The organism is Pseudoalteromonas sp. SR41-1, from assembly GCF_014164015.1.
Taxonomy (GTDB): Bacteria; Pseudomonadota; Gammaproteobacteria; order Enterobacterales; family Alteromonadaceae; genus Pseudoalteromonas; species Pseudoalteromonas distincta.
Map to the genome: position 1 here is coordinate 1 of NZ_JACJEK010000010.1, position 26,280 is coordinate 26,280.

Annotated in this window: 21 protein-coding genes and 1 pseudogene; 19 read left to right on the forward strand and 3 right to left on the reverse strand. The window is 40.6% G+C overall.

Features of this window, described 5'->3' with window-relative positions:
- The first annotated feature begins 12 nt into the window (after positions 1-12).
- A complete protein-coding gene (locus H5118_RS10170) occupies positions 13-5,904 on the forward strand; it encodes an Ig-like domain-containing protein (protein WP_310736096.1) in 5,892 nt (1,963 codons plus the stop codon).
- Between the two features lie 157 nt (positions 5,905-6,061).
- On the opposite strand, the gene flgN is transcribed toward H5118_RS10170, so the two are convergent.
- The 3 genes from flgN to flgA all read right to left on the reverse strand — a co-directional run bounded on the left by flgN (position 6,062) and on the right by flgA (position 7,590).
- Entirely contained in the window at positions 6,062-6,493 is a 432-nt protein-coding gene (gene flgN, locus H5118_RS10175; protein ID WP_182748714.1) for a flagellar protein FlgN, read from the reverse strand.
- On the reverse strand, positions 6,486-6,806 hold the full coding sequence (flgM, locus tag H5118_RS10180) for a flagellar biosynthesis anti-sigma factor FlgM (RefSeq protein WP_002959436.1): 321 nt from the start codon (positions 6,804-6,806) through the stop codon (positions 6,486-6,488). The genes flgN and flgM overlap by 8 nt, the downstream gene beginning before the upstream one ends.
- 76 nt (positions 6,807-6,882) lie before the next feature.
- On the reverse strand, positions 6,883-7,590 hold the full coding sequence (flgA, locus tag H5118_RS10185; RefSeq protein WP_182748716.1) for a flagellar basal body P-ring formation chaperone FlgA: 708 nt from the start codon (positions 7,588-7,590) through the stop codon (positions 6,883-6,885).
- Between the two features lie 140 nt (positions 7,591-7,730).
- On the opposite strand from flgA, the gene H5118_RS10190 reads away from it, so the two are divergent.
- From H5118_RS10190 to fliD, 18 genes and pseudogenes are all read left to right on the forward strand, one after another.
- A complete protein-coding gene (locus tag H5118_RS10190; protein WP_002959434.1) occupies positions 7,731-8,663 on the forward strand; it encodes a chemotaxis protein CheV in 933 nt (310 codons plus the stop codon).
- A gap of 20 nt (positions 8,664-8,683) precedes the next feature.
- Positions 8,684-9,514 carry a protein-glutamate O-methyltransferase CheR gene (locus H5118_RS10195; RefSeq protein ID WP_182748718.1) on the forward strand — a complete coding sequence of 277 codons (831 nt, stop codon included), beginning with the start codon at positions 8,684-8,686 and terminating at the stop codon, positions 9,512-9,514.
- A 145-nt stretch (positions 9,515-9,659) separates the two neighbouring features.
- Entirely contained in the window at positions 9,660-10,067 is a 408-nt protein-coding gene (gene flgB, locus H5118_RS10200) for a flagellar basal body rod protein FlgB (protein WP_002959431.1), read from the forward strand.
- Between the two features lie 5 nt (positions 10,068-10,072).
- Positions 10,073-10,504 (forward strand): flagellar basal body rod protein FlgC, encoded by a 432-nt coding sequence (gene flgC / locus H5118_RS10205; RefSeq protein ID WP_002959429.1) that lies wholly within the window; start codon positions 10,073-10,075, stop codon positions 10,502-10,504.
- Between the two features lie 13 nt (positions 10,505-10,517).
- On the forward strand, positions 10,518-11,198 hold the full coding sequence (locus tag H5118_RS10210; RefSeq protein WP_002959427.1) for a flagellar hook assembly protein FlgD: 681 nt from the start codon (positions 10,518-10,520) through the stop codon (positions 11,196-11,198).
- A 60-nt stretch (positions 11,199-11,258) separates the two neighbouring features.
- The gene (gene flgE / locus H5118_RS10215; RefSeq protein ID WP_165723550.1) at positions 11,259-12,629 is read left to right on the forward strand and encodes a flagellar hook protein FlgE; all 1,371 of its coding nucleotides are present in this window, start codon (positions 11,259-11,261) and stop codon (positions 12,627-12,629) included.
- A 157-nt stretch (positions 12,630-12,786) separates the two neighbouring features.
- Entirely contained in the window at positions 12,787-13,530 is a 744-nt protein-coding gene (flgF, locus tag H5118_RS10220) for a flagellar basal-body rod protein FlgF (RefSeq protein ID WP_182693934.1), read from the forward strand.
- 21 nt (positions 13,531-13,551) lie between these two features.
- The gene (gene flgG / locus H5118_RS10225; RefSeq protein ID WP_002959420.1) at positions 13,552-14,340 is read left to right on the forward strand and encodes a flagellar basal-body rod protein FlgG; all 789 of its coding nucleotides are present in this window, start codon (positions 13,552-13,554) and stop codon (positions 14,338-14,340) included.
- A gap of 16 nt (positions 14,341-14,356) precedes the next feature.
- Positions 14,357-15,040, forward strand: a complete 684-nt coding sequence (gene flgH / locus H5118_RS10230; RefSeq protein WP_002959418.1) for a flagellar basal body L-ring protein FlgH — start codon at positions 14,357-14,359, stop codon at positions 15,038-15,040.
- 11 nt (positions 15,041-15,051) lie between these two features.
- The gene (locus H5118_RS10235; RefSeq protein ID WP_182693935.1) at positions 15,052-16,146 is read left to right on the forward strand and encodes a flagellar basal body P-ring protein FlgI; all 1,095 of its coding nucleotides are present in this window, start codon (positions 15,052-15,054) and stop codon (positions 16,144-16,146) included.
- Positions 16,147-16,318: 172 nt separating this feature from the next.
- A complete protein-coding gene (gene flgJ / locus H5118_RS10240) occupies positions 16,319-17,335 on the forward strand; it encodes a flagellar assembly peptidoglycan hydrolase FlgJ (RefSeq protein ID WP_182694101.1) in 1,017 nt (338 codons plus the stop codon).
- 1 nt (position 17,336) lies between these two features.
- Positions 17,337-19,340, forward strand: coding sequence for a flagellar hook-associated protein FlgK (gene flgK, locus H5118_RS10245; RefSeq protein WP_182748720.1), 2,004 nt, complete (start codon positions 17,337-17,339; stop codon positions 19,338-19,340).
- 2 nt (positions 19,341-19,342) lie between these two features.
- Positions 19,343-20,611, forward strand: a complete 1,269-nt coding sequence (gene flgL, locus H5118_RS10250) for a flagellar hook-associated protein FlgL (protein ID WP_182748722.1) — start codon at positions 19,343-19,345, stop codon at positions 20,609-20,611.
- 299 nt (positions 20,612-20,910) lie between these two features.
- Complete coding sequence (locus H5118_RS10255; RefSeq protein WP_182748724.1) at positions 20,911-22,407, forward strand: flagellin; 1,497 nt, start codon at positions 20,911-20,913, stop codon at positions 22,405-22,407.
- A 310-nt stretch (positions 22,408-22,717) separates the two neighbouring features.
- Positions 22,718-23,077 (forward strand): annotated as a pseudogene (locus tag H5118_RS20915) (flagellin); the annotation flags it as partial.
- 792 nt (positions 23,078-23,869) lie between these two features.
- Positions 23,870-24,223 (forward strand): flagellin, encoded by a 354-nt coding sequence (locus H5118_RS20920; RefSeq protein WP_409074711.1) that lies wholly within the window; start codon positions 23,870-23,872, stop codon positions 24,221-24,223.
- Positions 24,224-24,377: 154 nt separating this feature from the next.
- Positions 24,378-24,803 (forward strand): flagellar protein FlaG, encoded by a 426-nt coding sequence (locus tag H5118_RS10265; RefSeq protein ID WP_182748726.1) that lies wholly within the window; start codon positions 24,378-24,380, stop codon positions 24,801-24,803.
- Between the two features lie 59 nt (positions 24,804-24,862).
- Entirely contained in the window at positions 24,863-26,260 is a 1,398-nt protein-coding gene (gene fliD / locus H5118_RS10270) for a flagellar filament capping protein FliD (protein WP_182748727.1), read from the forward strand.
- Positions 26,261-26,280: the final 20 nt, after the last annotated feature.

Sequence of the window (26,280 nt, forward strand, 5' to 3'; positions counted from 1 at the left end):
AGCACCATCACGGTGACGTTTACAGATGCAGCAAATGCCACTCAAAGCATTGATGTACAAACCGATGCCAATGGTAACTGGAGTGCGACACCAACAGGCACATTAGCCGAAGGGAATTATAGCGTCAGCGCCAGCATCACCGATGCCGCAGGCAACACAGGTACCGGCACTGACAGTGGCGAAGTGGATGTAACTGCTCCTGAACTTGAAATTATTCCATCGTTTTTATTAGGTAATTTAGTTTCTCTTTCGGGGGATTCTGATTTACCAGGAGGCTCTGTAATCACTATTACAGAGTACCTAGTTGGTGGGTTAGTTGGCGCAACTTATACAGCAACGACAAATCCTGATGGTACCTGGGGGCTTGCAAACATAACAGTACCTTTACTAAACCTTGCCTATGTGACTGCCAGTGCAACGGATGCCGCTGGTAATGTCAGAACAATCAATACACTTGATTTTGATAACGTGGCACCAGACCTAACAGTTAGTGTCGATGCCTTATCTAATGACAGTACGCCAGTAATTAGCGGCACCACCGATATGGGGCAAGGCACTGTAATTAATATAACCGTGACTGATAGTGAAGGAGAAAGTCAAGCGTTTACTGCGACAGTTCAAGCCGGTGGCGACTGGTCAGCAGATGTACCAGCAGAGCTAGCGCAAGGTCAATACACTGTTGTTGCAGAGGTTAGAGACAGTGTTGGTAATTTAACAACGCAGCAGGCTCAAGGTGAAATAGATAGCGTTGCTCCTACATTAATTGTGAACGAAGTTAACGCGACAATAGATACAACCCCTACAATTTCAGGCACGAGTAATGAGATTGGTGCTGATGTAAGCATTATTATTGGTGGTCAAACACTAACAGCAACTGTGGGTACTGATGGCAATTGGCAAGTAGATGTCCCCGTAGCACTTGTTGATGGTGATTATACGGCTCAAGTAAGTGTTACCGATGACGCTAATAATATCAGCAACACGACAATTAATTTAACAATTGATACCCAAGTACCTGTTATTGTACTTAATGATATAACTGTATTTAACACTGAGACACCAATTATAAGTGGCACTACAACTGAACCACAGGATACGGTGGTCGATATAGTTATTACAGATAGCAACGGTGATATACATACTTTAACCGCAATAGTTGATGCTAACGGCGATTGGCAAGTTACGGCGCCAAGCTTGCCTGATGGTAATTATGATGTAGAGGTAAGTATTACCGATGATGCTGGCAATCAAGGTGTGGATACAGGCTCGAGCTTTATTGATACTCAAGCACCAAGTATTACTATAAACGCATTAGGTACAATTAATGACAGCACGCCAACTATTTCAGGCACATCCAATGAACCTGAAAACACGAGTATTACAGTAACTGTGACCGATGCAGATAGTACCGAGACTTACACAACTGTTGTTGGTGCAGGTGGTGCTTGGACTGTAGATATTACAGATGCACTGACTGATGGTGAAGTTACAGTTTCTGCAAGTGTTACTGATGCCGCAGGGAATGAATCAGTTGCAAATAGTACCGCAACGTTAAATACCAATGCGCCTACAATTAATATTAATACAATTGTTGATACAAACGATCAAACACCAGCAATATCAGGCACAAGTAGTGCGGCAGATAACACAGAAATCACGGTTGTCATAACTGACGTTAATAACGTTTCACATACTGTAACTACAACTGTGGTAGGTGGGATCTGGAGTGTTGATGCGACAGATATTCTACCTGAAGGTGAATTTACTGTTTCGGCAAGTGTAACTGAAGGAGGCTTAACGAGTAATACAACAGGTAGCGGTGTTATCGATTTAACTCCACCAGCACTTAATATTACACCGCTTACAATTTCAAATGATACAACGCCAACAATTTCAGGCACAACTACAGCTCCACAAGGCGCCATAGTCGCTATTTTAATTACAGATAGCTTAGGTGCAGAGCAAACGGTTAATGCTACTGTTGGTGCAAATGGCACATGGTCAGTCGCTGCAAGTACAGAGTTGAGCGAGGGCACTTACACGGTTTTAGCTTCAACAACAGATACTGCAGGTAATCCTGTAAACACAAGTACTACAGGGGGAGTTGATATAACAGCGCCTGTTGTGACTATTAACGATATTGTTGGAAGTACCGATCTAACTCCAAGTACTTCAGGGAGCGTGACAGGTGCTAATGTGGGGGATGCAGTTGCTGTGGTATTTACCGATGCACTCGGGAATAAGCATACTGTAAATACAACTGTTCAAACGGGTGGTATATGGTCTGTAGAGGCAAGTAGTTCTCTTTCACAAGGAGATTATTCAGTTGAAGCATTTGTTACTGACAGCGCTGGTAATACCGGGGACGCAACAAATACAGCAACCATTGATACAATTGCTCCTGAGATTAGTATTAATCAAAGTTCATTAATACTGACTCAAGATAGCACTCCATTAATTACAGGCACATCTAACGAAGCAAATACAAACGTTATTGTTACCTTTACTGACTCAGCTGGCGCATCGCATCAAATTACCGTTCAAACGGATGCTAATGGAGACTGGCAAGCCGCTGCAGACAACGTATTAGCAGAAGGTGTTTACAGTGTTTCGGCAACGATTACTGATAGCGCAGGAAATACCTCTGTTGATAGTAAAACGGGTGGCGAAGTAGATACAGTAGGGCCAGAGCTTACTATTGTGCCTTCGTTCGTGTTAGGGCAGCTTGTATCTTTATCTGGTACTTCTGATTTAGGTGAAGGTAAAACAGTCACTGTTAATTTAGAATTAGCAGGTGATTTGGCTAACTTAACATACGATGTAACAACTGATGCCAATGGCGATTGGGTGTTATTAGGCCTAGCGGTTAATATTATTGGCTTATCGGTTGTTGAAGCCTCTGCAACTGATGAAGCGGGTAACACCACCACTATTACAACTGCAGATGTAGATGCTTCAACGCCGTTACTTAATGCGGTGGTTGACTTTGTAACTGGCGAGGGAGATTTACCAATAATTAGCGGTACGACCGACCAAGCCCCAGGCACAGAAGTGCTAGTGAGAGTGGTAGATAGCGATAACATAGCACAAGATTTGGTTGCCATAGTGCAGGCAGATAATTCATGGGCTGTACAGGTTCCTCAATCACTTGCTGAGGGCGTGTTTACTGTAACTGTAAATGTATTAAGTGAAGTCGGGATCACAGCTACACAGCTGCTAAGCAGTGTAGTAGATACCATCTCGCCAACGCTTAATTTGCAAGTGATTGGTACAACGTCAGATTCTACTCCAATTATTCAAGGGACCAGTGATTTAATTAATGGAGTGGTAGAGATTCAGCTGGACGGAGGCTCAGTATTAACAACAACAGTGAATGCAGCAGGGCTATTTTCACTGGAGGTTGATGCGCTGACTGAAGGGCAGCATGTTGCCAACGTGAGTATCACTGATGATGCCGGCAATGTAGTAACACAAACGCTCGAGTTTGTTGTTGATACGTTAGTGCCTGTGGTAGATATTTTACCGTTGAGCATCAGCAATACTGACATTCTAACTATTTCTGGTACTTCTGAAGAAGCTCAAGGCACAGACATTGATGTAACTGTGATAGATAGTAACGGCAACGCAACAGTATTTGATGCCCTTGTTGGTAGCGATGGCACGTGGTCATTAGTAACCACTAGCCTACCTGATGGTATATATAGTGTATTCGCAAGTATTACTGATGCTGCGGGTAATCTAGGCCAGTCTGCTACTGAGCAAGTGACGATTGATACCATCCCGCCATCGTTAGAAATAGACGCCTTTGGTGTACTTAATACATTAACGCCTACTATTACTGGCACCAGTGACGAAGAAACCGGTAGCTTAATCACGGTTAATATTACCGACTCCACAAACACACTTTATGAAGTTACTACAACAGTATTAGGAGATGGCACGTGGCTTGTTGTTGCACCTTTACTTGCTGAGGGCGATTTAACCGTTGAGGCTATTAGTATTGATAACGCAGGCAATATAGCAACGGTGACGCAAACGGGCGTTGTGAGCACCACTTTACCGAGTCTATTAATTAACCCAATAATAGATACAAGCGATACAACCCCTACTATTAGTGGTACTACCGATGTAATAAACGGTAATGTAGAAGTTGTTATTACAGATAGCAGTGGTAATGCAACAACCTATAACACTCAAGCTATTTCTGGTGTATGGACATTAATACCGACCACTCCATTAGCTGAAGGTGCATTTACGGTTGATGCAACAGTCGAAAACTTAAACCTTACAAGCTCTACAAGTCTTAATGGCATAGTTGACTTAACTCCGCCTACAATTGAAATTAATGAACTTGCAGTTACGAATAACTCACTGCCAACCATCTCAGGTACAAGTGATGCTCCGGCAGGTACAACCATAAGCGTAGTACTTACTGATGCTAATAGTGATTCGCAAACATTAACTGCGCAAGTGGCAGGTAACGGAACTTGGTCAGTCACAGCTGTTACGCCGCTTAGTGAAGGCGGTTTTAGTGCTACTGCAACAGTGAGTGATGCTGCAGGAAACTCATCAAGCGATACCATGGTTTCAAGTACTGATTACACAGCACCTATTGTATTTATAGACCCTATTGCAGTAGGCCAAGATACCACACCGACTATTACGGGCTCGGTAACCGGAAGTTTTGCGGGAGCTGCAGTTATGGTGATGTTTACTGACGCACTAGGTGAAACACACAATGTTTCAACAACAGTAAACACAGATGGGTCGTGGAGTGTTACAGCTTCGCAGCCTCTTAGTGAAGGGAGCTACAGTGTTGATGTAAGCGTACTTGATAATGCAGGTAATATCGGCGAGCAATCTATAAGCAGCATAGTTGATTCAGGCATAGTAATTAACTCTGGTTTAGAATTAACAGCCGATAGCACACCTAAGATCACCGGTACCGCAGGAGCAAATGAAGATATTACCGTAAGCTTTATAGATGAAAGCGGTACTGTGGTAACCAAGGATACAACAGCGGGTGAGACAGGTGTATGGAGCGTATCACCAGACAATGCTTTACTCGATGGAGCATACACTGTAACGGCTACCGCTACTGATGAATCTGGAAATGTTACTTCAAGTGGAAGCTTATCTGGGTTAGTGATTGACTCAACGCCGGTAGACTTCGAAGTGTCTAACTATTACTCGGGCGTACTAGGAATAGGTTTAACCGCAGAAGGCACAGTAGAAGAAGGAAATAGTGTATATGTTGTAGGAGCAAATTTACTTGGCCTTGAGGTGTTAAACCTAAACTTAAATGTGCTAAAAAGCGCTATGGAAATTCAACCTGATGAGAATGGAAATTGGAGTTCATTATTATCAGTTCTTGATTTAGGTTCTTGGTCTGATTATCGCTTTATCACAGTTGATGAAGCCGGTAATTATTTAATTAAGGATATTAATGACAATATTATTGACCAAGGAAACGACCCACAACTTGCTAGCGCAGGAAGCAGTGCAAGTGCCACCGATACAACATTTGGCTTAGAAGGAGCCGCTGAGCCGTTTAGCGAAGAAGCTGCATTAGGCGCTACTATGCCAAATGAAGCAGTAACCAGCGATGCTTTAGGAGAAACGGTTAATTTAAGTAATGTAAGTGCTTTATCGAGTACAGAGCAAACGGTGTCAATGAGCTCTACAGAGCCCCTTAATATCAATGATGTAATTATTGACGAAGACACCGAGCAACTCGTTGCTCTTAATACCTTGATTGACGATGAAGGCTCTGCAATTGCTTATAGCCCTGCACAAAGTGGAGGAAGTGTTGATGAGGCAGCGCCAGCAGTTGATGTTCAAAATCAATCAGAGGAAATGATTAAACACTTAATTGAAAATGGTAATAATCAAACAGATATTTAAATCAGTAACCCACTTCAGTTAAATAACTGAAGTGGGTTTCTAAAACTCACTTAATCAAAAGTGTGGTTATTATTTTGTGCTAAGTAGTAAACCTAAAAAAGCCCTTATTGAGACTTCAATAAGGGCTTTTTTAATAAATTAGGATAGATAAAAGCAGTTAAGCTTTTAGGTTACGAACCAGCTTGCTGTCGGTATTAACTACACTACCGCCTTGGTCGTAAGTCATACTGGTTGGGGCGCCAATTAAAATATCTTTTAATTGTTTTACACTTAAGTGTGCTTGGCGAGCAGCATGTGAGTTTACTTTATTTTGTTTTTGGCACTGCGCTAACTGCGCTTTAACTTGCGCTACTCGTTCAGTCACTTCAGGGGCATTTTCATCATTTGCAGCAAAAAGTTTATTCAACTCTTTATCGAGCTGCGTAAGCTTAGTTAAAAAAGACATTTTTTGTTGGGCAATTTCTTTTAAACCAGCACCACGTCGTGAGGCAATAGCAGTAAGCTCATCGTTTAATAGCGTATGTAAAGAGTCTAAACAATTTACTTGTTGGTTCAGCTTTACGCTAATTAAACTATTATGATCAGCCATACACGTTAAACTCAAAATCAGCTAAGTTTTTAGCAAGCTTTTCACTATCCACTTGGTATTTACCTTCAGTTATTGCTTTTTTTAGCTCAGCAACTTTATCGCTGTCAAAGCCAGGCGATTGCTGCGCTTTATCTTGAAGCGTTTTTAATTGCTGTGCCTGCGGCGTTAAACTTACAGAATCACTAGCAGCTTTAGGCGAAGGGGCCTGAGCAGCTTGTGTATTTGCGTTATCTTTTTTTAAATCAACTTGTTGCTGCTTTGCATTTGTAAGCGCATTAGCTTGTTGATTACTGCCATTAACTTGATTAACCATAATAATAAACCCGTATATTACCCAACTTATGCCATGTTATCGGCATATACGTGGGATACTTTAGTATAAATCTAAATTAAATATTCACTTGAACAGACTCTACACCATCTACTCGCGCATTTAAAACTTTACCTGATTTTTTGTTTTTTATTTGTATCTGTTCGCCCAAAGTACCGTCTTCTAAAGCAATACCTGTGGTTTTAATTCTAAGGCCCCTCAGGTTTGCGTAAATATTAACAGAGTCACCTTTACACACCATGCAAATTTGGTTTAGTAATACTGGCATACCACTTCTAATATTTCGTTTACTTCTACTACCTATTAGCATTGTGGGATCATCTAAGTACTGAATTCGTACAAAGTGAGTTGGTTTCATTTCAATACTTAAATGCGATTTAGTTATTACTTCACCACGAGTTAAATTAGCAGTGGCAACAACAACTGGAGCCATTTCAACAACTCTTACATGAACGTATTGAGTCCACGTTTGCGCATCATTGCACTTGGCTTGTAAGGTTACTTGGCGGTTAAATGGTGGCTCATCGGATGTTGATAATTCAAGCTCAGTATTACAGACACGATCAGGGATGCGACTATCTAAAGGCAGAGCACTTAATTGAGTATTAGTATTTTGTAATGTACCAATCTGCTTACCTATGTAAGTGACGGCCATGTCTTGTAATAAATCTTTACTAAACACTTTAGCGTGCAAAGGGAATGCAAAGCACAAGCTAGTAACAAAATAAAAAACACTGTATCTTCTGATTTTTTTTAACAAACTCATAATGTTTCGACTATGCTTATGGTTTCAAACAGGGTATAAATATTTTGCGTCAAAAAGTAGACGCACCCGCGATGTTATGTAGCTTTATAAATAGAAAGCAATTATCGTTCCGTATTATTTGTTTTCTTTAGGAGATTTGAATGGCAGGCATTTTAGACTCAGTAAACCAACGCACACAGTTGGTTGGGCAGAACCGCCTAGAATTACTTTTATTTAAGCTCAGAGGGCGTCAGCGTTTTGGTATTAATGTATTTAAAGTGAGAGAAGTGCTGCAATGCCCTCCACTAACAAGCATGCCAAAATCTAATCCGTATATTCGTGGTGTTGCACATATTCGTGGTCAAACCATTTCGGTTATTGATTTATCAATGGCTGTAGGTGGGCGCCCAATCGACAACATTAAAGACAGCTTTATAATCATTGCTGAATACAATCGCTCTGTGCAAGGGTTTTTAGTGGGCGGAGTTGAACGTATTGTAAATATGAATTGGGAAAAAATAATGCCACCGCCATCAGGCGCCGGACGTTATTCATATTTAACGGCAGTGACCGAAATCGAAAATGAATTAGTCGAGATTCTCGATGTAGAAAAAATTCTCAACGAAATTTGTCCAGTAAACACAGAAGTAAGTGCTGAAGTTGCACAAAGTGGCGATATTCAAAGAGATTTAGGCGAACGTATCGTATTTATTGCAGATGACTCTGCTGTTGCCCGTAATCAAGTTAAACGAGCCTTAGAGCCGCTAGGTGTTCAAACAGAGCTTGCTAAAAATGGTAAGGAAGCTTTAATTAGGCTTAAAGAAATAGCAGAGCTTGATTGTAAAAATGATATTACAGAGCGAGTAGCATTACTTATCTCAGACGTTGAAATGCCTGAAATGGACGGCTATACCTTAACAGCTGAAATAAAAGCAGATCCCAAACTTGCACCTTTGCATGTTATTTTGCATACCTCTTTGAGTGGTGTTTTTAACCAAGCGATGATTGAAAAAGTAGGGGCAGATGACTTTATTGCTAAATTTAACCCAGATGAATTAGCAACAGCGGTTAAAAAGTGGGTTCATTGTGATTAACAAAAATAGGTGCTACTAACTTGAATAATAAAGATTTGCAGCAAAGTGAATACGACCAGTTTCGTTCGTTTTTAGAGCAGCAATGCGGCATTGTTTTAGGTGAAAATAAACAGTATTTAGTTAAAAGCCGACTTGCTCCGTTAATGACTCGATTTAATGTGGGATCTTTATCGGAATTGGTTAGTAAAACTCTCGGGCCTCACGAGCGGCAATTAAGAGCCGCTGTTGTTGATGCAATGACCACCAACGAAACTTTGTGGTTTAGAGATCAATACCCATTTGAGTTGCTCCAAAACAAGCTTTTCCCTGAATTTAAAGATTTAAGAAGACCTTTAAAAATTTGGTCTGCTGCCAGTTCGTCAGGCCAAGAACCTTATTCAATAGCTATGTCGGTTGCTGAATTTAGTGCTAAGCAACCAGGTATGCTTCGTATGGGGGCACAAATTATTGGTACCGACATATCTAATACCATGCTTGATATGTGTAAAAATGCAGAGTATGACGCGCTGGCACTCGCCAGAGGGTTATCTGCAGAGCGTCGTAAAAAGTTTTTTAAAGACAGCGGTAACGGTATGGCACAAGTAAACGATACAATAAAAAAACAAGTTAGTTTTAGGCATTTAAATCTGCTTGATTCTTACGCGTTAATGGGCAAGTTTGATATTATTTTTTGCCGAAATGTACTAATTTATTTTGCGCCTGAAATAAAAGCTAAAATTATTAACCAGTTTGCACAAGCGTTAAATCCAAACGGTTACCTATTTTTAGGCGCGTCAGAGTCCCTAACTGGCCTAAGTACTGAGTTTGATATGGTTAGGTGCAACCCCGGTATTATTTACCAAAAGAAGTAATTAAGCTAACTTCCTTCCCTAAAACGACGCACCTAGCGTCGTTTTTCTATTTAGATACATAGCCTTATAAAAATATAGCAAGCCCTAATATTAATGGCTTATTTTTTGCTTTATTAATGGGTAAGTCAATTTTTTGGAGAAGGTTATGGCTATCAGTTTTGATAAAGCATTAGGTGTGCATCCGCAAGCCATGTTGATCCGTTCACAGCGAGCTGAATTAATTGCAACTAATATAGCTAACGCTGATACGCCTGGCTATAAAGCAAAAGATATTGATTTTGCCTCTGCATTAAAAGCGGCAAGGTCAACCCAGCAAAGCGGCAATACTATGGTAAGAACTAATGATAAACACATTGGTGGAGGTACTCATAGTATGGGCAGTTCAGAATCATTTCGTTTGCCAAATCAATCAGATACAGGTGATGGTAACTCGGTTGATATACAAGTGGAACGAAACTTGTATACACAGAATGCTATGGAGTATCAGGCCAGCTTGCAATTTTTAAGCGGCAAATTTAAAGGCCTGAATAAAGCTCTCGGTAGTCAAGGATAAAAATTATGAGTTTATATAATGTTTTCGATATTGCAGGTTCGGGTATGAGCGCACAAAACGTTCGCTTAAATACTACAGCTAGTAATATTTCTAATGCTAACACCATTAGTTCATCTCAAGACAAAACGTACCGAGCGCGCCAACCTGTATTTGCGGCTGAGCTAACAAAGGCTTCAGCATCAGTAAGTAACCAGCAGGGCTCCGCAGTTGGTGTTAAAGTTTTGGGCATTGTTGAAAGCGATGCACCATTACAAATTGAATATAACCCAAACCATCCAAGTGCGGATGAAAATGGCTATATCTATAAACCCAACGTTAATGTTGTAGAGGAGATGGCAAATATGATTTCTGCCTCTCGTTCTTACCAAACAAACGTGCAAGTTGCTGATGCAGCTAAGCAAATGCTAAGTAAAACACTGTTGCTAGGGCAGCGGTAACCGAGGGTAGGTTATGAGTAACGATATTAGTACATCTTCATCCTATTTAGACTCTATACGCTGGCAAGAGCAACAAGTTGCTACCAGTGATAATGAGAGTGATGCGTTAACACAAGAAGACTTTTTCTCTTTGTTAACTCAGCAATTATCGTATCAGGATCCCAGTAACCCTGCGGATAATGACCAAATGATTGCTCAAATGACTAGCTTTACGATGGCGCAAGGGATTACAGATTTAAATACTAATTTTGAATCTTTAGCCTCTTCAATGACATCTAATTCAGCACTGCAAGCATCTACACTTGTAGGCAAACAAGCTTTACTAGAGTCAAACACCCTGGATTTAAATGAAACAGGTGATGCCAGAGGCTCTGCAGTGGCAGAAGAAGCCGTTGATAACTTAAAAATTAAAGTTACTGATGCATCAGGTCAGCTAGTAAGAACTATTGATATGGGTTCTCAGCCAGCAGGTGCGGTACGTTTTGCGTGGGATGGCAAAAATGAAGCTGGTGAGCGTTTACCTGAAGGTGAATATTCAGTAACCGCCGAAGGAAGTACTGACGGTGAATTTTCAAGCTTACCCATTGCTACGTTCAAGAACATTGAAAGCGTTAATATTAATGGCTCAAGTGGCATTATTATTAACACTAAAGAAGGTGCGGTTAGGCTGACAGACGTCGCAGAAATCGCGTAATAAATTTTAATTATACTTCGCCTGTCAGCAGGCTAAATATTAACAGGTTAGAGGTGAATTATGAGCTTCAATATTGCATTAACTGGCTTAGCTGCCGCACAAAAAGATTTAGACGTAACTGCAAATAACATTGCAAACGTTAATACCACAGGTTTTAAAGAGTCACGCGCTGAGTTTGCCGATGTTTATGCATCGTCAGTATTTAGCTCTGGTAAGACTAAAAATGGTGACGGTGTGCAAACAACCATGGTTGCGCAGCAGTTTCATCAAGGCTCACTACAATTTACAAATAACTCACTTGATTTAGCAATCACTGGTGAAGGTTATTTTGCGATGACTGACGATTTATCTTCGCAAGATTTAACATATACACGTGCAGGTGCATTTAAGCTTAACCAAGATAACTTTATGGTTGACGCAAAAGGTAACTTTTTACAAGCATTCCCTGTTGACTCATCTACAGGTGATACAACGTCGGTAAGTTTGAGCACAACTGATCCAATTCAAATCCCTGATTCGTCTGGTTCTCCTCGCGCAACCGAAAATGTATTTTTGTCGTTTAACTTAGATGCAACGGCGGATCCAACAGGTCTAGATTTTGACCCTACATCTAGTGGTACTTATAACTCATCTACGTCAACAACGGTATATGATTCACTAGGTGAACCTCACATTTTACAATACTTTTTTGCTAAAGAAGATGATGCCGCAGCAGGTGGTACAGATAACAGTTGGGAAGTATACGCAACACTCGATGGCAAAGTAGTTGATGCCACAACTGGTGGAGAACAAACAACGACACCTTATACACCACTGACCACCCTAGGTTTTAACTCAAGTGGTTTGCCATCAACAACAGGTGGTGTGGCAAATACAAATACAACTACTTTTGATGAAATACTACTACCAGCGGGTTCTGGTGCTGGTTTATCAACATTACTAGACAATGGTGCAACTTTCCCAGGTACTGGTATTGAGCTTAACTGGCGCGATGAAAATAACACAGCAGGACGTATCCCAACTCAGTATTCAAGTGGTTTTGAAGTAAAAGCACTCGATCAAGATGGCTCAACAGTAGGTCGTTTAGCCGGAATTGATATAGGAACAGACGGTAAAATTGTCGCTTCTTACAGTAACGGTGACTCAACATTCCTAGGGCAAGTGGCTATGGTACGTTTTCCAAATTCACAAGGGTTATCACAAGTGGGTGATACAAGCTGGAAGCAAAGTATTGATTCAGGTGAACCTGTAGCGGGTGAAGCTGGTTCGGGTACGTTTGGTGGAATTAACTCATCAGCGCTTGAGCAATCAAATACTAACCTTACAAACGAGCTTGTAGACTTAATTACTGCACAGCGTAATTACCAAGCAAACTCACGTGCGCTTGAAGTTAACTCAACTATTCAGCAAAGTATTTTGCAGATTCGATAAGCTAAACCCTATTAAATATATGAGGCTGCATTTTTGCAGCCTTTTTTATAAGTCCTATTTGCAAGCCCTTCTAAATACCTCTCAATGTTGCGTCAAATTTAATCTGGCATCTATTTTGCATTTGTAAGTTCAGAGATTTTTTATGTGAGTCGATACTATGGACAAAATGGTCTACATTGCGGCCTCTGGCGCTAAGCAAAGCCTACAAGGGCTTGCTTTAAAAGCCAATAATTTGGCAAATGCAAATACAACGGGTTTTAAAGCTGACTTTGCCCAGGCGCGTTCTATGCAAGCGTTTGGCGAAGGTTTGCCTACACGTGTATTTTCAATGCAAGAGCGTCCGGGTTCAAACATGGTATCGGGTGGCATTGTTCAAACCGGGCGAGACTTAGATATCGCAATGAGCGATAACGCATGGCTTGCTGTGCAAGATGCCTCCGGTAATGAAGCTTACACAAAAGTGGGTACGTTAAACATTACAGCTCAAGGTATGCTCGTAACCAGCCATGGTCGTCAAGTTATTGGCGAAGGGGGACCTGTTATTTTACCCGTCCCAGTCGAAAAAATAGAGTTTAGCCAAGATGGCGCTATTCAAGTTCGACCACAAGGCGCTCCTGCTAACTTTTTAGAAGAAATCGACACGCTTAGAGTTGTTGAAGCAAATAGCTCACAGCTCGAAAAAGGTAACGACGGTTTATTTAGACCAAAAGCAAATGTAACAGTAGATACCTCTGCCAATGTAAAAGTTTTAAGTGGTTCGCTTGAAATGTCGAATGTGAATCCGGTTCACGAAATGGTCGACATGATAAGCCACCAGCGCCAATTTGAATTACAAGTGAAATTAATGAAAACAGCTGAAGAAATTGACGAGCGTCAAGATCAGTTATTACGCATAGTTTAACTTTAAAGTGAGGACACGATTATGAATCCAGCATTGTGGATCAGTAAAACGGGGCTAGACGCTCAACAAACCGATATATCGGTTATCTCAAATAATTTAGCGAATGCCAGTACCGTAGGTTACAAAAAAAGCCGCGCTATATTTGAAGATTTACTTTATCAAAATATTAATCAACCAGGTGGTCGTTCATCGCAAGATACCGAAATGCCGTCGGGCTTAATGTTAGGTGCGGGTGCTAAAGTTGTAGCTAACCAAAAAGAGTTTACGCAAGGCAACATGTTGACCACCGAAAACTCACTAGATTGGATGATTTCTGGCGAAGGCTTTTTTGAAGTACTGCAACCAGATGGCAATATTGCTTACTCGCGCAATGGTCAGTTTACTACTGATGGCGATGGACGAATTGTAACATCGGGCGCTGGTTACGTTATTCAGCCAGAAATGAATGTACCTGATGACGCGCAATCAATTACAGTTTCGCAAGACGGCGAAGTATCTGTACGTGTTGCAGGTCAAGCCGATAACGTTGTAATTGGTCAGCTAACAATTAGTGACTTTATTAATCCATCGGGCCTTGAGCCAATTGGTCAAAACCTTTATACCGAAACCGCTGTAAGTGGTGCACCGGTACAAGGTAACCCGGGTGTTGAAGGGTTAGGTAGCATTATTCAAGGCTCTCTTGAAACTTCAAACGTAAATGTAACTGAAGAGCTAGTAAATCTAATCGAAACTCAGCGTATTTACGAAATGAACTCAAAAGTAATTTCGGCCGTTGACGAAATGATGAGTTACATCAATCAACAGCTTTAATAGAATAGGGGGAATTATGCGTAATATTATTTTATTTGCAGCGGGCACATTATTTTTAAGTGGCTGTATGTCTACGCAAAATAGTGAGGTAGTGCAGGACGACCCTTACTACGCACCTATGTACCCCGAGCCTATCTTAGAGCCGCTGGTAGCCACAGGTTCACTGTTTAATACTCATACATCAAACGACTTATATTCTGATAAAAAAGCGCTACGTACTGGCGATATAATTACGGTTAAATTGCAAGAGTCTACTCAAGCAACAAAAGCCGCTAAAACAGAAACAGACAAAGAAACTGACGCAAGCTTAGACCCAGTGATTGGCTTAGGTGGTCTACCTGTAAATATAGGTGGCGATAGTATCCAGTTTGGTATTGGTAGTGATTCGTCGTTTACGGGTGATTCAAAATCAAACCAGTCAAACAGCTTAGTGGGCGATATTTCGGTTAATGTAATGCGCGTTTTACCTAACGGTAATTTAGTTATACGCGGCGAAAAATGGCTAACGCTTAATACCGGCGAAGAGTTTATTCGTTTAGAAGGGCTAGTACGCCCTCAAGACGTAAGCGCCGATAATACGGTTGAATCAAATCGTATTGCTAATGCACGTATTCAATACTCAGGTAAAGGGCAAACGCAAGAGGCGCAAAGTCCTGGTTGGCTTACACGTTTCTTTAGCAGTTCGCTGTTTCCATTTTAGAGGGTAACAACATGAATAGCCTTAAAGCTTTATGTTTAGTTGTGTTATTAGGTTGGCAGTTTACTGCCAGTGCTGAGCGCATAAAAGATGTGTCTATGGTTGAAGGCGTACGCTCTAACCAATTAGTCGGTTATGGCTTAGTAGTTGGTTTGCCAGGCACTGGCGAGCAAAACTCATACACACAACAAAGTTTTAGAGGCATGTTAAACAGCTTTGGTATTACGCTACCCTCAACTCAAAGCCCTAAAATTAAAAATGTTGCCGCTGTGGCGGTGCATGCAGAACTACCTGCATTTAGAAAGCCTGGGCAAGCAATTGATATTACGGTTTCTTCTATTGGTAGTGCAGGCAGCTTACGTGGCGGTACTTTACTACAAACTTTTTTAAAGGGTGTAGACGGTAACGTGTACGCAATTGCACAAGGTAGTTTAATTGTCGGTGGCTTAGGCGCACAAGGCCTTGATGGTAGTAGAGTTGTAATTAACACCCCTACAGTTGGTCGTATACCAAATGGCGCTACAGTTGAGCGCGCCGTGGAAAGCCCATTTATGCAAGGCGATTACATTACTTTTAATTTAAACCGCCCAGACTTTACAACGGCAAAACGCCTAGAAAAAACAATTAATGACTTAGTTGGCCCAAATAGCGCACAGGCAATTGATTCTGTTTCTATTCGTGTTATAGCTCCACGCGATGCATCCCAACGTGTATCGTACTTATCGACACTCGAAAACTTAGAATTTAAGCCAGCTGATATGGCCGCTAAAATTATAGTTAACTCGCGCACTGGTACAATTGTCATTGGTAAAAACGTTAAGCTTCAGCCTGCCGCTATAACTCACGGTGGCTTAACAGTAACAATTGCAGAACAACAAAACGTGTCACAACCAAACCCGCTAGCAAACGGTGATACAGTTGTCACGCAGCAGAGCATTATTGATGTAAATCAAGATGACTCGCGCGCCTTTGTATTTAATCCAGGTGTAAGCCTTGATGATTTAGTTCGCGCAATTAACGAAGTAGGCGCAGCGCCTGGTGATCTAATGGCTATTTTAGAAGCACTAAAAGAAGCCGGCGCAATTAACGGACAGTTAGTTGTTATATAAATAACTCAAGCCAATAAATAACGTATTACTTAAGCCCTATATTTTTGAAACAAGATATAGGGCTTTTTATTTACAGCAACTTAAGTTTATTATTTTTATCTTCCTTGTTTTATCGGTAGTGGCTCAATTTTTGCATTTTTAACTGCATTATTCATTTTGTGTCAAAAAGCCGATGGAAACTAATCACCTCGATAAACAAAACTTTTTTGATTTAGGCAACTTAGATTCACTTCGTAAAGAAGCCTTAACGAGTGGCGATGCATCAACTGATGCTTCTAAAGCTGCGCTCAAAAAAGCGGCCGCACAATTTGAAGCTATTTTTACGCAAATGTTGCTCAAAGGAATGCGCAAAGCTAACGAAGCATTTGAAGACAAAGACAGCCCATTTAATTCAAGTGGCGTAAAGTTTTTTGAAGAAATGCACGATCAGCAACTTTCTACAGAGCTTTCATCAAATGGCTCGTTAGGCCTTGCCGATTTAATTGTTCAGCAGTTATCGCCTGAGTCTAAAAACTTTATGCCAGGCTCGGTGCTTAGAACAACCAACGATATTTTCAGCGATACGCAAGTCGGATCAGCTCTTCCTCATGAGCAAAAAAATAAGCAACCCGATCTTATCGTTAAGAGTACTAAAGCCGATATTGCTGAGCCTAAAGTCGATACTGCAGAGTCTAAAACCGATAGCCCAACATTTAAAAATGCAGAAGAGTTTATAAGTTCAGTGTGGGAACACGCTAAAACTGCAGCGCAAAAAATAGGTTTAAACCCAGCGGTAATGGTTGCTCAAGCGGCACTTGAAACCGGTTGGGGTAAACACATTATTAATAAAAGTGACGGTGGCAGCTCAAATAACTTATTTAATATTAAGTCGGATAAAAGCTGGGAAGGCGATAAAGCAAGCAAAGTAACGCTTGAGTTTGAGCAAGGCACACCCGTTAAAAAACAAGCCAGCTTTAGAGCCTACGATTCAATTAAAGATAGCGTGAACGACTTCGTTGATTTTTTAACGCAAAACCCACGCTACAAAGAAGCATTACAAAATACAGCAAAACCAAATGACTTTTTAGATTCATTACAAAAAGCAGGTTATGCAACCGATCCAAATTATGCCAGCAAAATAAAAAAAGTGCTCAATAGCAGTCAGCTAAAAGACATTGCGGCAAACGTGATCCGCCAAGGAGTAGAGTAACATGTCGTTTAATTTATTGAACATTGCCAGTTCTGGGGTTAGAGCAAGCTCGGAGCTATTGCAAACGACAAGTAAAAATATTGCCAATGTAAATACCGTAGGCTACGTACGTGAGCGTACTGAATTTACCACTATGGTTGATAACCAAGTAGGGCGAGGCGAAACATACCGATTACTAAACGAGTTTGCTCAGTCACAGCTAAATCGTGACACCTCTAATAAATCGTTTTTTGATCAATTTGTTACTGAGGCTAATCGGGTTGATACTATTTTTTCTGAAGAGTCGAACAACCTTTCGACCGGAATTAACTCTTTATTTAATAACGTGCAAGAAGCGCTAAATCAGCCGTCGTCTACCGTTGCCCGCTCATTAGTAATGACAGATGCGCAAAGCTTAATTGATCAAATGGATAGACTTTCGGGCATCGTGCTTGATCAAAAAAGTATAGTAAACGAGCAGCTCGAAATATTTTCAGATGAAGCAAACTCACTAATTCAAAGTATTAGCACGCTAAATCAAAATATTGCAGCAGTTAATGGCACTAATAACGCCGCAGATGCGAGCTCTACCTATAACGAACGCGATAAAGCAATACGCGACTTATCAGAGCTAATAGACATAGAAACGCTTGATGGTCCAAATGGCGAAAAACTCGTTTTTATGGGCACAGGCGAAGCGGTGGTTATGCAAAATGGCGCATTTAACTTATTTTCGATGACAGGGGATCCTGATCCTAACTTTAAAGAATTCACGCTTGACGTTAATGGTGGCAAAGCAGTGCCGCTTGAAGTTGATGTAAGTAAGCTTAAAGGCAAAATTGGCGGCTTACTTGCTTTTAGAGATGACATATTAGTCCCTGCGCAAAACCAAATTGGCCAAATGGGCTTAGCGATAGCTGATGCATTTAACGAACAAAACAAATTGGGTATGGATGCAACAGGTCAGCTAGGTGGTAATATTTTTAATATTCCTACCGTTGGCGCTTATGCGTATCAAGCTAACACAGGTACTGCCGGTATGACTGCAACGGTAGAGCCAGGTAAGGGCAGTGAACTCCCTGCCAGTGATTTTATTATTACCTATACAGGCAATGCTAATGAAGTAAGTATTCAGCCTATAGATAACAAAGGGGATCCGCTGGGGCAGCCTTCACTTGCTGATATATCGTCAGGTGTTATTGATTCATCGACTATTACCTCAGGCGAATCATTTGGTCTTCAAGTAAATGTATCTGGGGCAGGTGTTGAGGGTGATCAATTTCAAATAAAGCTTAATTCAGATGCTGCTTCAAGTATTACACTTGCAACAGGGCGCGCAGAAGATTTAGCACTAGCATCGCCAATCCGTACTGCTAACGATTTAAATAATATAGGCACCGCTACTATTTCAGCGGGAGAAGTAACAAGTGTTACCTCCGGTGGTTTTACTACAGCACCAGGCTTAACGAATGGCGAAATAACGCTTGTTAAAACAGGTAATGCTAACGAATATCAAATTACGGATAATAGCGGAACGAGTACTTTTACTATTACGCCTCCTGCAAAAGGAATGTTATCGCAAGCGGGCGCTCCATTTGATACCTACGGATTCGATTTTGATATAGAAGGTACACCAGCAACAGGCGACACCTTTACACTTGAGTTTAATGAAGGCGGCTTTGATGATAACCGTAATGGCTTAAAATTAGCTGATTTACAAAATGGTGAGTTAGTACGCTTAAACGTAGAAACAACAGCAACGGCCGACAACCATAAAACGTTCAACCAAGCTTATTCAGGATTAGTGAGTGATATAGGTGTTATAACCGGCCAAGCAATCACAAGTGGGGCTGCATTTGATGCTCTAGCACAGCAATCTGAGGCATGGTACGAGTCGTTATCTGGAGTAAACCTAGATGAAGAGGCCGCAAATTTACTGCGTTTTCAACAATCATATTCAGCATCAGCACAAGTTTTAGCAGCAGCTCAAGAAATTTTTGACACCTTATTAAATGCGGCGAGGTAATTATGCGTTTATCAAATAATTTAATGTACCAAAACAACATAAATAAAATACTCGACAACCAACAAGGTGTTGCAAATGCTCAAGAGCGAGTAACAACAGGTGAAAAGTATTTAACCACCTCAGAAGCACCAGCTGCTATTTCGCAAGCTATGTTGTATTCAAATAAAATACAAACGAATGAGCAATACACTAAAAATATCGATCAGCTAAATGGCCGCCTAGAAACTGAAGAAAGCGTATTACAAAGTATAAATAGTAATATTCAACAAGCGCAAGAGCTCACTATTCAGGCGGGTAATGGTGTTTATACTAAAGATGATTTAAAGACGTTTGCATCAGAACTTAGTGGCATTCAACAAACGTTAGCTAACTTAATGAACACCCGATCAGAAGACGGTAAATTTATATTTTCAGGATACCAAGACAGCACGCAGCCTTATCAGTTTGATTCTGCAGCGGGTATGTACACCTATAATGGCGACCAAGGCCAGCACCAAATAACTATAGCTGAAGGTGTATCAATTAAAGCGAGTGATAACGGCTTTGATACGTTTGAAAAAACTAACGCGCGATTAAATGTAGAATCAAATGTTGCTTCAATTCCTACACTAGTACCTGCTAATAACGTAACGGCTGGTACAGTGTATGTTGACGGGCAAGCTGAGTTTGACAAGTTTCATCAAGCAAATTACAACGCAGACCCAACAGCTCTAGCAACTGCAAATACATATAGTGTATTAGTAAGCCCAGGTGCTACAGCAACAGATCCACAAACCTACGAAATATACCGAGACGGCGCAGCATTAACCCCCGCAGTAACAGGTGAAGTTACTGATGAGCCTATCGACTTTGCAGGTATGAAAATTGAATTTGAAGGCACAGCACCAGGTCAACTCGATTTTAGCCTTGAAAAACCAGGCAAAGAAAACGTACTCAATACACTACAAGCACTTATTACCGGCCTTAACGATGGCACACTTGAAGGTGATGACTTTCAGCAAGTACTTGCTGATGGCTTAGTGCAATTACAAAACGCCAGCGAGCAAGTCGTGTTTACCCAAGCAAGTTTAGGTGGGCGTATGAACGCGCTTGAAAGAGTAAGCGATTCAAACTTAGCACTCGATATTCAAAATAAAAGTAATCGCTCTAACTTAGTTGAAGTTGATATGGCAGAAGCTATTAGCGAACTGACTAAACAAGAAACGGCACTGCAAGCATCGCAAGCTACTTTTGGCCGTTTAACTAACCTTTCATTATTCGATTACTTATAAGCAAGTTATAAGCAGATTATAAGCAGAAATACCTTGCCGCTTTACCTACTTTAAAGCGGCAATACTTTGCGGCAAAAATTGGCTACAAAATCGCGGCAAAAAAATGTCACCCCCTTCTAAATAACTTCACTAATTATTTACAATTCAGCAGAACCTATTTTTGTCTATAAAAAACAATCGCTTAAAAATAAATTAAAGTTGGCACAGTAAATGCTTTTCTTATTGTAAGAAATTATCGAACAGTGGTTCCTGTTAAATCGTGTTGAACCACACTCTGTTTAAACCTAGGAGATGGTAAAATGGCATTAACAGTAAATACTAATGTGTCGTCATTAAACGCACAACGTAACTTAACAAAATCTGGCGAAGGCCTAGCAACGTCAATGGAGCGTTTGTCATCAGGTATGCGTATTAATAGCGCAAAAGATGATGCGGCAGGCCTACAAATTTCAAACCGCTTAACCTCACAAATTAATGGTTTATCAGTTGCTCAGCGTAATGCCAACGATGGTATCTCAATGGCGCAAACCGCTGAAGGTGCAATGAGTGAGTCAACTAACATACTTCAGCGTATGCGTGAACTTGCCCTGCAAGCTGCAAATGGTTCCAACTCAACTGAAGACCGTGAAGCACTGCAAAAAGAAGTATCAGCACTTCAAGTTGAGCTAACACGTATCGCAGATACTACCTCGTTTGGTGGTCAACAGTTACTTGATGGCAGTTACGGCAGTAAAGCATTTCAGGTAGGTGCTAATGCAAACGAAACAATTAACGTATCCCTTTCGAGTGTGGCAGCCGATAAAATTGGCTCAAATCAAGTAAACCTTCAAGGTGCTACTGTAGGCTTGGGGGAGGCGATTGCTGGAACTACTGCTGGAACAAATAGTGGTGTTGGAGTGGGTAGCTATACTATTTCAGGGCGTGAAGATGCCTCTGTAGCTGTTGGTGCAGGAGCAACAGCAGAAGAGATTGCAAGCTCAATCAATAGCTACACAAGTTCAACAGGGGTCACCGCGCAAGCGCGTTCAGAAGCGCAGATTGATTTTACATCAGCTACCACATCAGTGGATGATGGGGAGTCGATCAGTTTTGAATTAAACGGCGAAAAAGTATCTTTTGTTGGTACTGGGTCTTCTGAGAATGACAAACAAGCAATGGCTGAAGCCATTAATGCAAAAACCGATGAACACAATGTAACAGCCACGATAGAAAATGGTGTGCTGAGTATTTCGAACAACACCGGTGACGATTTAGTACTTGAAAACGTTACTGAGAGTGATAATACTACCAGTAGTATTAGTTTAGATGTAACTGGGGTATCGTATGATGGAGATCTTAATGATACTACGATTGCGGTAACTGCTGGCAACAGTGTACTTGTTTCTGGTACTGTGCAGCTTAATTCTGCCGAAGTATTTAGTGCCAAAGGCTCTGTAGATACGTTAGCAGCAACTATAACAGAAGAATTTAGTACCCTTGCTAATGTTGAGTCTATTGATGTATCAGATCAGCAAGGCTCACAAGAAGCATTATCAATTATTGATAACGCGATAGCCAGCATAGACTCTCAACGAGCCGGCTTAGGTGCGGTGCAAAATAGATTTAATCATACAATTAGTAACCTGGCTAATATTTCAGAAAACGTGTCGGCTTCACGTAGTCGTATTCAAGATACCGACTTTGCAACAGAAACAGCAGAAATGACTAAAAATCAAATACTGCAGCAGGCGGGTACGTCAATACTTTCGCAAGCAAACCAGGTTCCACAGGCAGCTATTAGCTTATTAGGTGGTTAGTAAAGAACAGTATTAGCAAACTGCTGATTAAAAGCACATCTTTATAGGTGTGCTTTTTAGTTTATTTGATAATGAGTAATATGTTTTACGTGGATAAAAAGCTTTGTTATATGAAAAAAACTTTTTTATTTGATTTAAATCAATAGCTTAAGTGTATTTAATAAATAATTCAAAAAATAAATCAAAATAACGCTAAAGATAAATTTTTTCCTGCCGTTAACTTAACCAGTACAGAGCTTGAACATACAATTGTGACAGCTCTTGGTTAAATCTAAACAGTCACATTACGAAAGTAATCAGGAGTTTTATTATGATTTCAGTAAATACAAATGTATCTTCATTAAACGCTCAGCGTAACCTATCTACATCAGGCTCTGACCTTGCAACATCAATGGAGCGTTTATCATCGGGAATGCGTATTAACAGCGCAAAAGACGATGCGGCAGGCCTACAAATTTCAAACCGTTTAACTTCACAAGTAAATGGTTTAGCAGTAGCACAGCGTAACGCTAACGACGGTATCTCAATGGCACAAACCGCTGAAGGTGCAATGAGCGAGTCTACAAGCATTTTACAACGTATGCGTGAACTAGCACTACAATCTGCTAACGGTTCTAATTCAACTGAAGACCGTGAGTCTCTTCAAAAAGAAGTGGCAGCATTACAGACAGAGCTTACGCGAATTGCCGATACAACATCATTCGGTGGTCAACAGCTTTTAGATGGTAGCTTTGGTTCTAAATCATTCCAAATTGGTTCTAACTCAAACGAAACAATTAATGTGTCATTGTCTAGCGTGGCAGCTAATAAAATAGGGACTAATCAAGTAAACCTTCAAGGTGATACAGTTGGTTTAGGCGAAGCTGCAACATTATCTACTACAGCGACTACAAATGGAGTGGTTGGAGGTGATTACACTATTTCAGGCCGTGAAGAGGCAACTGTAACTATTGCAGCTGCTGCAACAGCAGAAGACATTGCGAATTCTATTAATAGCTATAATAGTGCAACGGGTGTATCCGCTCAAGCAAGAACTGAGGCAACTGTTGATATAGGTACACCAGGTGAGTTAGACGAGACTATTAGTTTTAAATTAGATGGAGCTGGTCTAGATGCCGGTGATGAATCAACTATTTCATATGTTGGCACTGGTACAGAAGAAGGTGATAAGCAAGCTATGGCAGAGGCCATTAATGCTAAAACCGATGAGCACGGTGTAACAGCTACTGTAGAAAATGGTGAACTTACAATATCAAATAATACCGGTGCAGACATTGAATTAACAGATTTAGCAGAAAGTGGAACAGGTACAACTGTTGGTATAACCCTTACTGGTCAATCTTACGATGGCGATGATACTACAAGTACCAGTGTTTTGGCTGCAGGTGATAGCTCTATAGTAACAGGTACTGTACAGTTAAACTCTGCTGAAGTATTTAGCGTTGAAGCTGACGATGCTAGTATGTCTGCGGCAGCTAACACAGAAGTAGTAAGTTCACTTGTAAACGTTGAGGATGTCGACATTACAAGTCAGCGCGGGTCTCAGGATGCATTAGCGATTATTGATAATGCGATTGCAAGTATAGACTCTCAGCGAGCTGGTTTAGGTGCGGTTCAAAACCGTTTTGACCACACCATTAGCAACTTGTCTAACATCTCTGAAAATGTGTCTGCTTCACGTAGCCGTATTCAAGATACTGACTTTGCAACTGAAACTGCAGAAATGACGAAAAACCAAATCTTGCAACAAGCGGGTACATCAATCTTGTCGCAAGCGAATCAGTTACCACAAACAGCACTTAGCCTATTAGGTTAATAAGTTAAACGCTATAGCTTAATGGGTAGCTAGCTAGTACATAAAGTCAGTATTAGTTGTAAAAAAGGAGGTGGCTTTAGCTACCTCCTTTTGTGGTTTAAAAATTTAAACTAAGCTATTGTTGGTTTAATTAAGTGAAAAATAGGAATCTGTTATGAATACAATTACTTCAAACGCAGAGGTTACTACATCAGCGGTTCCCATTGCTGGTAATAATAAGCAAACAGGACAAGCTGCTCACTCTTTAACTGAGCGAGCGGTTGATGATGTAAAGCAGGTGGATGCACAAAATCAACAAAAGTTACAGCAAAATCAATATAACAATAATAACCAAGATGAAAAAGCTCAGCCGTTAGAGCGCGAACAGCTAGAACAAATGGCGCAACAATTGCAGGACTTTATGGGCGAAATGAACCGAAGTTTGCAATTTAAAGTTGATGAAGATTCAGGCCGCGATGTAATTAAAGTGCTTGATAAAAACAGTGGCGAAGTTATTAAACAATATCCTTCTGAGGAAGTATTGAGCTTAGTATCTAAATTATCTGAATCAGCTGGTATTTTAATTGATCAAACAGTTTAATGAGTAGTTCTAATTACTAATACTAAGTTAGTTTATTTTTGAGTATTTAAGAGGTAAGTATGTCTATTTCGTTCAATGGTTTAGGCTCTGGTTTAGCTGTATCAGATATTGTGGATGCATTAGTTAATGCTGAGCAAGCTCCTGCTGAAGCTCGTTTAAATACTAAAGAAGCTAATTTAACAACGGATATTTCTGCTGTGGGCGCTTTAAAGTCTGCGTTACAGCAGGTTCAAACCGCTATGGAAGTATTAGGTGACGCAGACAATTATCAAAAGCGTAGTTCATCTGGTAGTGATAGCTTTGTACAATTAAGTGCTAATGAAGATGCACAACCTGGGGGTTATTCCGTAGAGGTTAACAACCTTGCTACAAAGCATAAAATACTCTCAGTGGCACTTGATGCGGACACAGCTGTAGGGGAGGGCACCATAACTCTTAGCTCGGGCGATAATAGCTTTGATATTGAAGTATCGGATTCTGCAACATTAAGTGAAATTAGAGATGCAATTAATGATAGTAATGATAACGATAGCATCAACGCAACAATAATAACTGACGATACCGGCCAACATTTAGTACTTGCTGCCAAAAATAGCGGCCTTGCAAATGAAATTAAAGTAGAAGTAACAGATATTGATGGTGACAATACTGATACAAACGGCTTATCTCGTCTTGCTTTCGATTCTGCTGGAGTTCAAAATTCATCTGAAATTATTGCTGCAACAGATGCTTCAATTACTATAGATGGCTCCCTTACGGTTAGTAGTTCATCCAATGAGTTTTCTGATGTAATTGACGGTATTACAATAACAGCTAAAAAAGCACATGGTGTTGATGACGATATCAGCGATATAGTAGTTACTGAAAACAATAATAATATACAAGCAGGCTTAAATAGTTTTATATCAAGCTACAATGAGCTTTTAGAGTTAAGTAATAATCTAGGTACTTCAGCTGATGGTGCAGGTGTTATGGCTGGTGACTCGTTACTACGTGGTGTAATGTCTAAATTACGAGAACAGATTACCGATTCCGTGGATTTAGGTAATAGCAACTCATTATCACTTTCGCAATTAGGTGTCGAAACAGACCGCTACGGTGTTTTAACGCTAAATACAGAAACACTAGATGAGCAAATAGATGCAAACGTAGATTTAGTGCAGCAATTTTTTGTAGGCGATGACGATAATGGCTTCGCACAGTCGTTTGATGAGCTAATGAGCTTTTATACAGACTCTGACGGCATTATACAAAACCGGATTGATAGTAAAACGAATCAGCTAGATAATTTAGATGATGATCGCTTGGACCTTGCCAGTAAAATGGAGTCGCTATCGTCTCGCTTATATGCTCAATATAATGCGATGGATTTATTAGTGGCGAGCCTTAATAACACCAGCAGTTATGTTCAAGCTCAATTAGAGAATATGCCAGGCGTAGTACGAGATAACTCTTAGTAGATTAAGTATGATATTAA

Coding starts and splice junctions, on each gene's coding strand:
- flgN (WP_182748714.1), bottom strand. CDS start 6,493: ATGGCTGATCATAATAGTTTAATTAGCGTAAAGCTGAACCAACAAGTA.
- flgM (WP_002959436.1), bottom strand. CDS start 6,806: ATGGTTAATCAAGTTAATGGCAGTAATCAACAAGCTAATGCGCTTACA.
- flgA (WP_182748716.1), bottom strand. CDS start 7,590: ATGAGTTTGTTAAAAAAAATCAGAAGATACAGTGTTTTTTATTTTGTT.
- H5118_RS10190 (WP_002959434.1), top strand. CDS start 7,731: ATGGCAGGCATTTTAGACTCAGTAAACCAACGCACACAGTTGGTTGGG.
- flgB (WP_002959431.1), top strand. CDS start 9,660: ATGGCTATCAGTTTTGATAAAGCATTAGGTGTGCATCCGCAAGCCATG.
- flgC (WP_002959429.1), top strand. CDS start 10,073: ATGAGTTTATATAATGTTTTCGATATTGCAGGTTCGGGTATGAGCGCA.
- H5118_RS10210 (WP_002959427.1), top strand. CDS start 10,518: ATGAGTAACGATATTAGTACATCTTCATCCTATTTAGACTCTATACGC.
- flgE (WP_165723550.1), top strand. CDS start 11,259: ATGAGCTTCAATATTGCATTAACTGGCTTAGCTGCCGCACAAAAAGAT.
- flgF (WP_182693934.1), top strand. CDS start 12,787: ATGGACAAAATGGTCTACATTGCGGCCTCTGGCGCTAAGCAAAGCCTA.
- flgG (WP_002959420.1), top strand. CDS start 13,552: ATGAATCCAGCATTGTGGATCAGTAAAACGGGGCTAGACGCTCAACAA.
- flgH (WP_002959418.1), top strand. CDS start 14,357: ATGCGTAATATTATTTTATTTGCAGCGGGCACATTATTTTTAAGTGGC.
- H5118_RS10235 (WP_182693935.1), top strand. CDS start 15,052: ATGAATAGCCTTAAAGCTTTATGTTTAGTTGTGTTATTAGGTTGGCAG.
- flgJ (WP_182694101.1), top strand. CDS start 16,319: ATGGAAACTAATCACCTCGATAAACAAAACTTTTTTGATTTAGGCAAC.
- flgK (WP_182748720.1), top strand. CDS start 17,337: ATGTCGTTTAATTTATTGAACATTGCCAGTTCTGGGGTTAGAGCAAGC.
- flgL (WP_182748722.1), top strand. CDS start 19,343: ATGCGTTTATCAAATAATTTAATGTACCAAAACAACATAAATAAAATA.
- H5118_RS10255 (WP_182748724.1), top strand. CDS start 20,911: ATGGCATTAACAGTAAATACTAATGTGTCGTCATTAAACGCACAACGT.
- H5118_RS20920 (WP_409074711.1), top strand. CDS start 23,870: ATGTCTGCGGCAGCTAACACAGAAGTAGTAAGTTCACTTGTAAACGTT.
- H5118_RS10265 (WP_182748726.1), top strand. CDS start 24,378: ATGAATACAATTACTTCAAACGCAGAGGTTACTACATCAGCGGTTCCC.
- fliD (WP_182748727.1), top strand. CDS start 24,863: ATGTCTATTTCGTTCAATGGTTTAGGCTCTGGTTTAGCTGTATCAGAT.